Source organism: Enterobacter sp. SENG-6 (assembly GCF_001605945.1).
Classification (GTDB): domain Bacteria; phylum Pseudomonadota; class Gammaproteobacteria; order Enterobacterales; family Enterobacteriaceae; genus Enterobacter; species Enterobacter cloacae.
In genome coordinates, this window is sequence record NZ_LOMM01000044.1 from 99593 (window position 1) to 111864 (window position 12272).

The following is a 12272-nucleotide window of genomic DNA, read 5'->3' on the forward strand; positions in this document are numbered from 1 at the left end:
TCTTTTGCATTAGGCTAATCTCAATTAACTTTTTATTTATTATTTTCGTTGAAACATACTTATGCTTGCGATCTCCCGGTACGTGAAAAAGCCCTATATTCCATTCTGTTTAGGGTGCATTGTCGTCATTGGAATATTACAAATTTTATTTTTAAAACTGGTCGAATGGGTTCCCTCTTTCTCACCGCTTTTATTCCCTACACTCACCATTTTTTTACTGGTATTCCATCTGTTTATTGCCTGCTTTATGGCCATGAAATACTGGTGTGACAGAAGACGGTTGTACCTGATTGCTATCGCTTTTGCCTTTGCCGGTTCAGCCATGCTGATGGTGGGTACGCTTACCAGTTTCCCGGCCTGGCTTGATCTCTACCAGCTCAACGTCGTGGACTATAACGATACGATGATCTTCTTTATGTACCGCCATCTGTTAATGGCGGTGCTGATGATTGCGTCGGCCCTGCTGTATATCGTCAGGGATAATCCGCTTTCACGTGCGGCGCATATCGCCATTGTTGCCGGTACATTTCTGTTTATGGTGGGCATGGTGCTGTTGGCCTGGCTTAGCTCCAGCCACTCATCATTAATGTCGTTAGACCTGGTGGATAATGAAACCCATCAATTTATGGTTCTCTGGAGCCATGCAATAAATATCGTCTTGATTATTCTTTGGGTGGTGACATTAGCAACGCTAATGGTTATTACCCGCGTACGCAATATTTTTTGGGTGGGCGGTAATTTTTTATGTGTCTGTTATATCGTGACGCTCGCGATGCTATTAGCAGGCGGACACGCGGAGGATATTTCCTGGTATCGAGCGCGCTTATTTGAAACTGTTGCGACGTTATTGATTATTTTTGTTCTGCTTTATGATGTCTTTAGACTCTATCGCGACTCGCATTTGAAATATCAACAGTCGTATCAAAACTCGATTCGCGATCCTCTGACCCGCCTCTACAATCGCAGCTATTTTTACGACTCGCTAAACCAGGCACTCGGTGCCTGTAAAGCCAGCCGTCCGGTTTCGGTTATCGTCAGCGATCTCGACCGCTTCAAGCGCATCAACGACTGCTACGGCCATCTGCAGGGCGACAAAGTGTTGCAGTTTGTGGCGCATCTGCTGATGGATTCCGTACGGCCTCAGGATATTGCCGCACGTATTGGCGGTGAGGAATTTGTGTTGATGTTAACCAACACCTCTTCAGAAGCCGCGTACCAGGTGGCGGAACGCATCCGCCTGAAGCTGAGCAGCTTTGATAAGACCAGCAGCGGGGGACAGCTTCCGGAGCCCATTACCATCAGCATGGGCGTCTTTACGGCAACGTCCGTGGAGACGACGGCTGAAGAGTGTGTGGAAAAGGCTGATAAAGCGATGTATGAGGCGAAAGAGACGGGTCGCAACCGGGTGATCGTCTCCAGATGATAAAAGGCCTTGCGAATGCAAGGCCTGATAAGGTCAGGCGTCGCGTGCCTGCAGGTCGTGAATGTTCTGCTCAAGGCGTCCAATCAGACTGATGAGCATTTCAAGCTCCGCAGGGGAAACCCCGGACAGGATCTCACCGCGGGTTTTGGTAATCACTGCTTCCATTTCAGTGATAATGGGAGCCGCTTTCTCAGTGAGTTTAATTCGCTTGGCGCGACGGTCGCTGGCACAGGTTTGTCGGGAGATCAGCCCCTTCTCTTCCAGTTGGTCAAGCGTACGCACCAGCGACGGCTGCTCAATACCAATCGCCTTTGCCAGTTGAATTTGTGACTGGTCGGGCGGCAGCTGATGAATGTTGTGCAGCGTGACCCAATGCGTCTGTGTCAATTCCAGAGGTTTCAGGCGATGGTCAATCAGAGCACGCCAGACGCGTACCAACCTTGCCAGATCAGAACCTAATGGCGATTCCAATTTCATCTCCTTATAATTAGCTTGCTAAGTTATTATACTGATTTTAGAATAGTGTGCAGCATTTGTATTGCCAAAACAAATGCATTACGACATTCATCAAATTTAAAAGTATGACTTACACTGAAAAGTGATGTTCCATCTCATTAAGACAAGCCATCCCGGCATTCTGTTCACTGCAAAGGATCTCTGCTCGTGACGTTTTTTCATCGCTCAGAGGGGCTGCCCCTTCAGGACCTGATCTTCGGTGCATCAGTCTACTTTCCTCCCCTGTTTAAAGCCGTTCTGGTGGGCTTTGTGATCTGGCTTGTCGCGCATCGTCTGCTCCGCGACTGGATGTATTCTGGCGAGATCTGGCACCCCATGCTGATGGATCTCTCCCTGTTCGCCCTCTCCGTGTCTCTTGGCCTTGCTGTGCTGATTGTGTGGTGATTATGCCCCTGAAAACGCTGAAGTACTTTTCCACCCTCTTTGTCCTGGCTCTGGCCCTGGTTGCCGGCTGGTGGCTGTGGAATTTTTATATGCAATCACCCTGGACACGCGACGGTAAAATTCGCGCTGAACAGGTGAGTATCACCCCGCAGGTATCTGGCAGTATCACGGCGCTTCTGGTTAAGGATAACCAGTTCGTTAAAAAGGGAGATGTTTTATTCCGCATTGACGATACCCCGTACCATATCGCGATCCTTAACGCCCAGGCGCAGCTGGCTAAGGCCCAGACAGAGTTGGCGAAAGCGAACAACGAAGCCACGCGTCGTCGGCATTTATCACAAAACTATATCTCTGCCGAAGACCTGGATACCGCCAACATCAACGTCAAGGCGATGCAGGCCAACGTCAATGTGGCAGAGGCAACGCTCAAACAGGCGCAATGGGAACTGACGCAAACCGTGGTACAGGCCCCTGTCGATGGCTGGGTGACGAACCTCTCTGCCCGCGTGGGTAATTATGCCACCACCGGCCAACCGATTTTCGCGCTGGTCGACAGCCACTCGTTTTACGTCGTGGGCTATTTTGAAGAGACCAAACTTCGCCATATTCGGGAAGGTGCCCCTGCCACGATAACGCTTTATAGCGGCTCACAAAGGTTACAGGGTCACGTTTCCAGCATTGGCCGTGCCATTTACGATCAGAGCGTTGAAACCGATTCTGGCCTGGTTCCCGACATCAAACCTAATGTCCCCTGGGTGCGCCTGGCCCAGCGCGTGCCGGTTCGGGTTGAATTTGACCGCTTACCGCAGGGGTTAACGCTGGTCTCCGGCACAACCTGTACTGTCTCGATCGGAACACCCTGATGAATGCCTTATCCTGGCGAAATCAGCCGTGGATGAAAGCAACGCGCCCTCAGTGGCGCTACGCCCTGCGCAACGGCATTGCCATGTGCCTTGCGCTGACCGTCGCCTACTATCTGAACCTTGACGAGCCTTACTGGGCCATGACCTCCGCGGCGGTCGTGAGCTTCCCGACCGTTGGCGGAGTGATCAGTAAAAGCCTTGGGCGCATCGCGGGCAGCCTGCTCGGTGCCACTGCGGCGCTGATCATTGCAGGCCATACCCTGAACGATCCGTGGCTTTTTTTACTGAGCATGGCGGCATGGCTGGGATGCTGTACCTGGGCCTGCGCCCACTTTACTAATAACGTCGCCTACGCCTTCCAGCTGGCGGGCTATACCGCGGCGATTATTGCCTTTCCGGTCGTTAACGTTCTCGATACCACCGAGTTATGGGATATCGCCCAGGCGCGCGTCTGCGAAGTCATCGTCGGTATTCTGAGCGGCGGATTTATGATGATGATTCTGCCCAGCACCTCCGACGGCACCGCGCTTATCACGGCGCTGAAGACCATGCATACTCGCTTGCTGGAACATGCGAGCCTGCTCTGGCAGCCGGATACAAACGATGAGATTCGCCTGGCGCATGAAAAGGTGATTGGTCAGATCCTGACCATGAATCTGTTACGCATTCAGGCCTTCTGGAGCCACTATCGTTTTCGCCGCCAGAATACCCTGCTGAACTACCTGCTTCACCAGCAGCTACGGATGACCAGTGCGATCTCCAGCCTGCGCCGGATGTTACTCAACTGGTCAACGCCACCGGAAAACACCCGCGCCATCATTGAAACGCTGCTCGCAGCCCTTGCCCGCCCGGATGCCGACATCTACACGGTGGCCCGCATTATCGCCCCGCTTGCACCGAAAGATGAGTACGATTATCGCCACCGCGCCTTCTGGCAGCGTCTGAACTACTTTTGCCGCCTGTATCTGCGCAGCAGTCGCTGGATCAAGGCCGTTGAAAATGCCACGCCAATAACGGAATTCGCCGTTCCCAGTAGCCCGGCGCTGGCGCGGCACACTGACTATCTGGAAGCGCTGTGGAGCGGTTTTCGAACCTTTTGCGCCCTGACGCTGGTGGGGGCATGGAGCATCACCACGCAGTGGGAATCTGGCTCCGCCGCGCTCACGCTGGCCGCCATCAGTTGCGTGCTCTACTCCGTCGCCGCCTCGCCGTTCAACTCGCTTACGCTGCTGCTGCGCACGCTGGTGTTGTTATCGCTGTTCAGCTTTGTGGTCAAGTTCGGCCTGATGGTGCAGATAAGCGACCTGTGGCAGTTCCTGCTGTTTCTGTTTCCGCTATTAACCACGATGCAGCTTCTGAAGCTGCAAATGCCCAAACTGGCGGGGCTCTGGGGTCAGTTGATTGTCTTTATGGGCTCGTTTATCTCCGTCACAAACCCGCCGGTTTATGATTACGCCGATTTTCTCAATGATAATCTGGCAAAAATCCTGGGCGTGGGTCTGGCGTGGCTGGCTTTTGCCGTATTACGCCCCGGCTCAGACGCGCGTAAAAGTCGACGCCATATCCGCGAGCTTCGTCGGGGGTTTGTCGATCAGCTCAGCCGTAAACCGCATCTGCGTGAAAGTGAGTATGAATCGTTGGTGTACCACCATGTCAGCCAGCTCAATAACAGCCAGGACTCGCTTTCCCGCCGCTGGCTGCTGCGCTGGGGAGTGGTCCTGTTGAACTGTTCCCACGTGGTCTGGCAACTTCGCGCATGGGAGACACGCTCCGATCCGCTGTCGCAGGTGCGCGACGTGTGCATCTCTCTGCTACGCGATGTGATGAGTGAACGCGGCGTTCAGCAACGCCCGCTGGAAGCGACGCTGACTGAACTGCAGCGGATCTGCGACAGTCTTGCTCACCACCATCAGCCCGCCGCGCGTGATTTAGCGTCGATAATCTGGCGGCTGCACTGTTCCCTGTCGCAGCTGGAACAAGCGCCACCGCCGGGGACGATTGGGGATCAGATCACCCCGCAGGCATAGCGTGCCCCACCACCGCCAAGCGGTTTCGGCTGATCGGACATATTGTCGCCGCCGACGTGGATCATTAGCGCCTTGCCTTTGACCTCATCCAGCTTTTTGAGGCGTGGCGCAACAACCGGATCCGTGGCTTTGCCGTCATTATTTACCACGAGCACGGGCAGATCGCCCAGATGGCCCATTCCGTTTGGGCCCTCATGCTTACCGGAATGTTGTGGGTCAAGGTGGCCGCCTGCCGCCTCTGCTGCCGAGGGTTTACCCTCTTTTAACGCGGGCTGACAACTCCCCTTGGCATGAACATGAAAACCATGTTCGCCGGGAGGCAGAGCCTTGAGATCGGGCGCAAATTCCAGTCCTTTGTCGGTTTCAGTGATTTTCACTGTGCCGATGGACTGACCTACGCCCTGCGAGGTGACGAGATTCATTTCTACTTCATCGCTGGCTGCCTGCGCCCCTGCGCAAACAACCAGCGTGACCAGTGCCAGAGCAAAACGCTTCATATGACCTCCGCTGGTTATTTTTTGCCTCTTAAGTGTATACCAGAGGCAAAGATTTCACCGGAAAGTCACATTTTTACCGGTTTACGGTACGTCGTAACCGAGCGCAGCTTTGCGGATGCGGAACCACTGCTGACGGCTCATCTGCAGCTCTTCAGCCGCCAGGGCAGAACGCACGCGTTCAATTTTACCGGAACCAATAATCGGTAGCGGTTTCGACGGCAGACGCAGGATCCACGCGTAAACCACCTGTTCGATGTTCTCAGCGTTCAGTTCACGGGCAATGGTTTCCAGCTCATTGCGCAGCGGCTGGAATTCATCGTCATTGAACAGACGACCGCCCCCGAGGCAGGACCACGCCATAGGACGGATGCGCAGCTGTTGCAGCTGATCGAGCGTACCATCGAGCAACAATGGCTGATGCACCGGGGAGATTTCCACCTGGTTGGTGGCCAGGGTAAAGGGCAGACGAGACTGCAGCAGCGCAAACTGCGCCGGGGTAAAGTTTGAGACGCCAAAATGACGCACTTTGCCGCTTTGATGCAGCGCCAGGAAGGCTTCGGCGACCTCATCGGCATCCATTAACGGGTCGGGACGGTGGATCAGCAGCAGGTCGATATGATCCGTCGCCAGGTTCACCAGCGACTGCTCGGCGCTCTTGATGATATGTGCGCTATCGGTAATGTAATGACCAAGGGTATGTTCAGGTTTTGCCGTCGTGGCAATACCGCATTTGGTGACAATTTCCATCCGCTCACGCAACGCCGGAACCAGCTTGAGGGCTTCTCCGAACGCCGCTTCACACGCATAGCCGCCATAAATGTCAGCATGATCGACAGTGGTGATCCCTAAATCGAGGTGCTCCTCAATGAAGCTCGCCAGCTGCAGGGGGGACATATTCCAGTCCATCAGGCGCCAGTAACCCATCACAAAGCGGGAGAATTCTGGCCCCTGGGGGGCAAGGGTAATACGCTGAACCATAACATTTTCCTCAAGGAAGTGATGTCATGAGTATACGCAATAAGCGTGTTAAAACAGTGAAGGTTGCTGGGGTTCTTCGGTTTCACCCGGCTTGTTTGCACGTATTTTGCGCAGAAACCGCTGGCGGCAGAGGCGAAGCACCTCCTGCTTTTGCGTGTCGCTGAAATTTTGCCAGTTAAACCGCTCGTCGCGGGTACGCATACACCCACGGCAATAACCGCGTTCATCCACCTGACAAATCCCCCGGCACGGGCTCTGGATGGGGAAAAACTCCAGCTGCTCTGCCACGTTCACCTCCGAATACCGACACTTACCTACAGTGAAGACGTTAAACGCCCCACGTGCAAGGGCTTTACCACAGTTTTGTGGCATTAAGGTTTCACTAATCTTCCCTCTCTATACTCGCCTCATCAATATGATGACAGGTTTCTTTTCGATGTGGTTAACGAAGAAGTTACAGTGTAACGATATAAAATTCACTCTGGGTTGTGCGCTTTTCTTTACGCTGATAAACGCACTGTTTATTCAACGTAGCTGGGCCATTATTGCCACGGCAAGGCTTCACGATATCCTTTTTGCCGCGTCCGTGCCGCTGGTGCTGTTCTGCGGCTGGGTGATTGTCTTCAGCCTGCTCAATATCCCCTTTATCCGAAAGCCGCTGCTGATCGTCTTAACCGTCGGCTGTGCCGCGGCAACGTACTTTATGTATACCTATGGCGCGGTTATCGATCAGAACATGATTGTTAACGTGTTCGAAACCAACTCCCAGGAAGCCACAGCGCTGGTCACGCCACAGATGATTCTGTGGATTGTCATAGCAGGACTGGTTCCTTCCGTGGTGTTGGCGATGACGCGTATTCAGACCGGAAAATGGTGGTATGCGCTGCTGATGCGCGTTGCCGCCATGCTTGGCGCCCTGCTGGTGATCATCCTCGTCGCCGCCGTGTTTTATAAAGATTATGCGTCGCTGTTTCGCAACAATAAGAGCATCGTCAAGATGGTCACCCCAGCTAACTACGTCAGCGCCATGATGAAATACAGCAAAATGCGCTGGTTCGAAGGTGACCAAACGCTGGTGCGTATAGGTGAAGATGCGCATAAAGGCCCGCTGATTGCAGGACAGAACAAGAAAACAGTTCTGGTGCTGGTTGTCGGTGAAGCCTCACGTGCCGCGAACTACTCGCTGAATGGTTATGGCCGTGAAACGAACCCGGAACTGAAAAAGCAGGATGTCATCAACTTCCCGCAGGCCACGTCATGCGGTACCGAAACGGCCGTTTCCGTTCCCTGCATGTTCTCCGGGATGACGCGCAGCAAATACGATGCCGACCTGGCGCATCACCAGGAAGGGTTGCTCGATGTGCTCAAACACGCGGGAATCAACCTGCTGTGGCGCGACAATGACGGCGGCTGTAAAGGTGCTTGCGACCGCGTACCCCATACTGATATGACCCAGTGGAACCTGGATCAGTTCTGCAAAGACAAGTCCTGTATTGATGATGTGAACTTCTACCGTCTCGACAACGTGCTGGACGGCCTGAAACAGGACACCGTACTGGTTATCCATCTGATGGGCAGCCACGGCCCGGCTTACTATCACCGTTACCCGGACAATTTCCGCAAATTCACCCCAACCTGCGACACCAATGAGATTCAGGATTGCGATCACCAGGCGCTGATGAATACCTATGACAACACCATTCTGTATACCGACAGCGTGGTCAGCAAAACCATCGATGCGCTGAAGGCACGTCAGGCGAATATGAACACCGCGCTGATTTACCTTTCCGACCACGGCGAATCGCTGGGCGAAAGCGGAATTTATCTGCACGGCACGCCGTACATGCTGGCACCAGAGCAACAAACACACATTCCGTTCATGTTCTGGTTATCACCGGACTACGCGAAAAACTTTGGTATCAACGCGCAGTGCCTGCGTGACTACGCAGCAAAAAATGCGGTTTCGCAGGATAATCTGTTCTCTACCGTACTGGGTATGATGGATGTGAAATCAACGGTTTATCAGCAGCAACTGGATATCCTGCGCGCATGTCGTCAGTAAACGCCCTTGCAATAGACCGAACGGTCTATTAGAGTTTGGCCATGAGCAGAAATACTGAACACGATACACGCGAACATTTACTGGCGACCGGCGAGCGGCTTTGCATGCATCGCGGGTTTACCGGTATGGGGTTAAGCGAGTTACTTAAAACCGCTGAAGTGCCAAAGGGGTCGTTTTATCACTACTTCCGATCCAAAGAGGCGTTTGGCGTGGCGATGCTGGAGCGGCACTATGCCAACTACCATCAACGCCTGGCTACCCATTTCGCCAGTGGTGAAGGAAACTATCGGGATCGTGTTCTCAACTACTATCAGGAAACGCTGAACCAGTTCTGTCAGCAGGGCATTATCAGCGGATGCCTGACGGTAAAACTCTCTGCAGAAGTGTGCGATCTCTCCGAAGATATGCGCGCGGCAATGGATAAAGGTGCCAGCGGCGTGATCGCCCTGTTGGCGCAGGCGCTTGAGAATGGCCGCCGTGAAAAAACGCTGGCCTTCGCCGGTGAGGCATTAACCCAGGCGCAAGTTTTATATTCGCTCTGGTTAGGGGCGAACCTGCAGGCCAAAATTTCCCGCAGTGCCGTGCCGCTGGAAAGCGCACTGGCACATGTTAATAGCAGCATTACTTCGCCTGGCGTGTAGCAGGCGTTTTTATTTACTTAATTACTAGTCGACTGGTCTACTCAGGAGTCGTTATGTCAGCTGAAAAACTTTTCACCCCACTGAAAGTGGGCGCCGTCACCGCACCAAACCGCGTGTTTATGGCCCCACTCACCCGTCTGCGCAGCATTGAGCCGGGTGATATCCCAACCCCACTGATGGGTGAATACTATCGTCAGCGCGCCAGCTCTGGCCTCATCATCACTGAAGCCACGCAGATTTCCGCACAGGCGAAGGGATATGCCGGCGCACCAGGCCTGCACAGTCCGGAGCAGATTGCCGCCTGGAAGAAAATCACCGCTGGCGTTCACGCCGAAGAGGGTCGCATTGCGGTTCAGCTGTGGCACACCGGTCGTATCTCTCATAGCAGCATTCAGCCTGGCGGACAGGCACCGGTTTCCGCGTCAGCCCTGAATGCGAATACCCGCACTTCCCTGCGCGATGAAAACGGTAACGCGATCCGCGTCGATACCTCAACGCCACGCGCCCTTGAGCTGGACGAGATCCCGGGTATCGTGAACGATTTCCGTCAGGCGGTGGCCAACGCCCGCGAAGCCGGTTTTGATCTGGTTGAACTGCACTCCGCGCACGGTTACCTCCTGCACCAGTTCCTTTCACCGTCGTCCAACCACCGCACCGACCAGTACGGCGGCAGCGTCGAAAACCGCGCCCGTCTGGTGCTGGAAGTGGTTGATGCCGTTTGTCAGGAGTGGAGCCCGGACCGTATTGGTATTCGCGTCTCCCCAATCGGTACGTTCCAGAACGTCGACAACGGTCCGAACGAAGAAGCGGACGCGCTGTATCTGATTGAAGAGCTGGCGAAACGCGGTATCGCGTATCTGCACATGTCCGAGCCGGACTGGGCCGGTGGTCAGCCTTACTCTGAGGCCTTCCGCCAGAAAGTGCGCGAGCGTTTCCACGGGGTGATCATCGGTGCGGGGGCCTATACGCCTGAGAAAGCCGAAGATCTGATTAATAAAGGGTTGATCGACGCCGTGGCCTTTGGTCGTGATTACATTGCCAACCCGGACCTGGTTGCCCGTCTGCAGCAGAAAGCAGCGCTGAACCCACAGCGCCCGGAAAGCTTCTACGGCGGCGGCGCGGAAGGCTATACCGACTACCCTACGCTGTAATCTCTCCGTTGTGCATTGATAGCGGCGGCCTTTCGCCGCTATACTAAAACATCGTTTCTGTTCAAAAAGATACTCTACTCCATTGGTTAATGAGGAAATTATGCGCCTACTTCACACCATGCTGCGCGTTGGCGATCTGCAACGTTCCATCGATTTCTACACTAACGTACTGGGTATGAAGCTGCTGCGCACCAGCGAAAACCCGGAATACAAATATTCGCTGGCATTCGTGGGTTACGGCCCGGAAACGGATGAAGCGGTTATCGAGCTGACCTATAACTGGGGCGTCGACAGCTATGAGCTGGGCACGGCCTATGGCCACATCGCGCTGGAAGTGGACAACGCGGCAGAAGCCTGTGAACGCATTCGCAGCAACGGTGGCAACGTCACGCGTGAAGCGGGCCCGGTAAAAGGCGGCACCACCGTGATTGCGTTTGTTGAAGATCCAGACGGTTATAAAATCGAGCTGATTGAAGCCAAAGACGCCGGTCGCGGTCTGGGCAACTGATCCCTCAGGGCGCACTATGCGCCCGTTGTTTTACTGCATCCCACGCCAAAATTTGCCATAATGCGCTCTGCTTTTTTCCCCTTGTAAGAGACCCTGATGTCCGATAACGCTCAACTTACCGGTCTGTGCGACCGTTTTCGTGGTTTTTATCCTGTTGTCATTGATGTCGAAACAGCCGGATTTAACGCTAAAACCGATGCGCTGCTTGAAATTGCCGCCATCACGCTGAAGATGGATGAAGAGGGCTGGCTTACACCGGACACCACGATGCATTTCCACGTTGAGCCCTTTGAAGGCGCAAACCTGCAGCCAGAGGCGCTGGCGTTTAATGGCATCGATCCGCATAACCCGCTGCGCGGTGCGGTGAGCGAATATGACGCGCTGCACGCCATTTTCAAAATGGTGCGTAAAGGCATGAAAGAGAGCAACTGCAGCCGTGCCATTATGGTGGCGCATAACGCCACGTTCGATCACAGCTTTACGATGGCCGCCGCCGAGCGAGCCTCTCTTAAGCGTAACCCCTTCCACCCGTTTGTGACCTTTGACACCGCCGCACTGAGTGGCCTGGCGCTGGGACAAACGGTCTTGTCAAAAGCCTGTATTACGGCCGGGATTGAGTTTGACGGCACGCAGGCGCACTCCGCGCTGTATGATACGGAGCGCACCGCAGAGCTGTTCTGTGAAATAGTCAACCGCTGGAAGCGTCTGGGCGGCTGGCCGCTGGCGATGGGCGACAGCGAAGAATAAAAAAAAGCGACCTCTTAAGGTCGCTTTTTTATTTGCGCAGAAAATTACTCTGCGTCCGGCTCTTCGGTTTTGTACTTCGCCGCCGTCTCTTTGATCAGCTGTTGCAGTTCGCCGCGCTGATACATTTCAATCAGGATATCGCAACCGCCAACCAGTTCACCGTCGACCCACAGCTGCGGGAACGTCGGCCAGTTCGCGTATTTTGGCAGCTCAGCGCGGATGTCCGGGTTTTGCAGGATATCAACGTAAGCAAAACGTTCACCACAGGCAGACAGCGCCTGAACCGCTTGCGCGGAGAAGCCACAGCTTGGCAGCTTCGGAGAACCTTTCATATACAGCAGAATCGGGTTTTCAGCGATCTGGCGCTGGATTTTTTCAATAGTGGTGCTCATGTCTTGCTTCCTTTAACTTCTGTTACGGCATTAGTCTGACATTGTAGCGGTTCAGACTGGCATCGGAAAATAACATTTTTGTC

At 54.1% G+C, this 12272-nt stretch carries 14 protein-coding genes; 9 read left to right on the forward strand and 5 right to left on the reverse strand.

Going from position 1 to position 12272, the window contains the following annotated elements:
- Positions 1-61 precede the first annotated feature (61 nt).
- Positions 62-1423, forward strand: a complete 1362-nt coding sequence (locus AX755_RS18365; protein WP_045295876.1) for a sensor domain-containing diguanylate cyclase — start codon at positions 62-64, stop codon at positions 1421-1423.
- A 33-nt stretch (positions 1424-1456) separates the two neighbouring features.
- Here the strand turns inward: AX755_RS18365 and slyA are convergent, their stop codons facing one another.
- Positions 1457-1900 carry a transcriptional regulator SlyA gene (slyA, locus tag AX755_RS18370; RefSeq protein ID WP_020688303.1) on the reverse strand — a complete coding sequence of 148 codons (444 nt, stop codon included), beginning with the start codon at positions 1898-1900 and terminating at the stop codon, positions 1457-1459.
- A gap of 186 nt (positions 1901-2086) precedes the next feature.
- On the opposite strand from slyA, the gene AX755_RS18375 reads away from it, so the two are divergent.
- The 3 genes from AX755_RS18375 to AX755_RS18385 are packed head-to-tail and all read left to right on the forward strand — an operon-like array spanning position 2087 to position 5213.
- Complete coding sequence (locus AX755_RS18375) at positions 2087-2323, forward strand: DUF1656 domain-containing protein (RefSeq protein WP_013096914.1); 237 nt, start codon at positions 2087-2089, stop codon at positions 2321-2323.
- Between the two features lie 2 nt (positions 2324-2325).
- Entirely contained in the window at positions 2326-3186 is an 861-nt protein-coding gene (locus tag AX755_RS18380) for an efflux RND transporter periplasmic adaptor subunit (protein WP_013096915.1), read from the forward strand.
- Positions 3186-5213, forward strand: coding sequence for an FUSC family protein (locus tag AX755_RS18385; protein ID WP_062857213.1), 2028 nt, complete (start codon positions 3186-3188; stop codon positions 5211-5213). Before AX755_RS18380 ends, AX755_RS18385 begins: the two co-directional genes overlap by 1 nt.
- Here AX755_RS18385 and sodC read toward each other — a convergent pair.
- The 3 genes from sodC to AX755_RS18400 form a co-directional block, all read right to left on the reverse strand.
- On the reverse strand, positions 5192-5710 hold the full coding sequence (sodC, locus tag AX755_RS18390; protein WP_013096917.1) for a superoxide dismutase [Cu-Zn] SodC: 519 nt from the start codon (positions 5708-5710) through the stop codon (positions 5192-5194). The genes AX755_RS18385 and sodC overlap by 22 nt on opposite strands.
- 81 nt (positions 5711-5791) lie before the next feature.
- The gene (locus AX755_RS18395) at positions 5792-6688 is read right to left on the reverse strand and encodes an aldo/keto reductase (protein ID WP_013096918.1); all 897 of its coding nucleotides are present in this window, start codon (positions 6686-6688) and stop codon (positions 5792-5794) included.
- 48 nt (positions 6689-6736) lie between these two features.
- Positions 6737-6976, reverse strand: coding sequence for a DUF1289 domain-containing protein (locus AX755_RS18400; RefSeq protein WP_013096919.1), 240 nt, complete (start codon positions 6974-6976; stop codon positions 6737-6739).
- A gap of 148 nt (positions 6977-7124) precedes the next feature.
- Here AX755_RS18400 and eptA point away from each other — a divergent pair, with 148 nt between their 5' ends.
- From eptA to rnt, 5 genes are all read left to right on the forward strand, one after another.
- Complete coding sequence (gene eptA / locus AX755_RS18405; protein WP_062857214.1) at positions 7125-8750, forward strand: phosphoethanolamine transferase EptA; 1626 nt, start codon at positions 7125-7127, stop codon at positions 8748-8750.
- Between the two features lie 41 nt (positions 8751-8791).
- Positions 8792-9391, forward strand: coding sequence for a TetR/AcrR family transcriptional regulator (locus AX755_RS18410; protein ID WP_062857215.1), 600 nt, complete (start codon positions 8792-8794; stop codon positions 9389-9391).
- Positions 9392-9444: 53 nt separating this feature from the next.
- Complete coding sequence (locus AX755_RS18415; RefSeq protein ID WP_029882773.1) at positions 9445-10542, forward strand: alkene reductase; 1098 nt, start codon at positions 9445-9447, stop codon at positions 10540-10542.
- Between the two features lie 100 nt (positions 10543-10642).
- Positions 10643-11050, forward strand: a complete 408-nt coding sequence (gloA, locus tag AX755_RS18420) for a lactoylglutathione lyase (protein ID WP_013096923.1) — start codon at positions 10643-10645, stop codon at positions 11048-11050.
- A gap of 96 nt (positions 11051-11146) precedes the next feature.
- A complete protein-coding gene (gene rnt, locus AX755_RS18425) occupies positions 11147-11797 on the forward strand; it encodes a ribonuclease T (RefSeq protein ID WP_020688309.1) in 651 nt (216 codons plus the stop codon).
- 44 nt (positions 11798-11841) lie between these two features.
- Here the strand turns inward: rnt and grxD are convergent, their stop codons facing one another.
- Positions 11842-12189: a monothiol glutaredoxin 4 gene (grxD, locus tag AX755_RS18430; RefSeq protein WP_003832760.1), complete on the reverse strand. Its 348-nt coding sequence runs from the start codon at positions 12187-12189 to the stop codon at positions 11842-11844.
- Positions 12190-12272 lie beyond the last annotated feature (83 nt).

Excerpts from the sequence above, each read along its gene's own strand:
- AX755_RS18365 (WP_045295876.1), top strand. The coding sequence starts at position 62 with ATGCTTGCGATCTCCCGGTACGTGAAAAAGCCCTATATTCCATTCTGT.
- slyA (WP_020688303.1), bottom strand. The coding sequence starts at position 1,900 with ATGAAATTGGAATCGCCATTAGGTTCTGATCTGGCAAGGTTGGTACGC.
- AX755_RS18380 (WP_013096915.1), top strand. The coding sequence starts at position 2,326 with ATGCCCCTGAAAACGCTGAAGTACTTTTCCACCCTCTTTGTCCTGGCT.
- AX755_RS18385 (WP_062857213.1), top strand. The coding sequence starts at position 3,186 with ATGAATGCCTTATCCTGGCGAAATCAGCCGTGGATGAAAGCAACGCGC.
- sodC (WP_013096917.1), bottom strand. The coding sequence starts at position 5,710 with ATGAAGCGTTTTGCTCTGGCACTGGTCACGCTGGTTGTTTGCGCAGGG.
- AX755_RS18395 (WP_013096918.1), bottom strand. The coding sequence starts at position 6,688 with ATGGTTCAGCGTATTACCCTTGCCCCCCAGGGGCCAGAATTCTCCCGC.
- eptA (WP_062857214.1), top strand. The coding sequence starts at position 7,125 with ATGTGGTTAACGAAGAAGTTACAGTGTAACGATATAAAATTCACTCTG.
- AX755_RS18410 (WP_062857215.1), top strand. The coding sequence starts at position 8,792 with ATGAGCAGAAATACTGAACACGATACACGCGAACATTTACTGGCGACC.
- AX755_RS18415 (WP_029882773.1), top strand. The coding sequence starts at position 9,445 with ATGTCAGCTGAAAAACTTTTCACCCCACTGAAAGTGGGCGCCGTCACC.
- gloA (WP_013096923.1), top strand. The coding sequence starts at position 10,643 with ATGCGCCTACTTCACACCATGCTGCGCGTTGGCGATCTGCAACGTTCC.
- rnt (WP_020688309.1), top strand. The coding sequence starts at position 11,147 with ATGTCCGATAACGCTCAACTTACCGGTCTGTGCGACCGTTTTCGTGGT.
- grxD (WP_003832760.1), bottom strand. The coding sequence starts at position 12,189 with ATGAGCACCACTATTGAAAAAATCCAGCGCCAGATCGCTGAAAACCCG.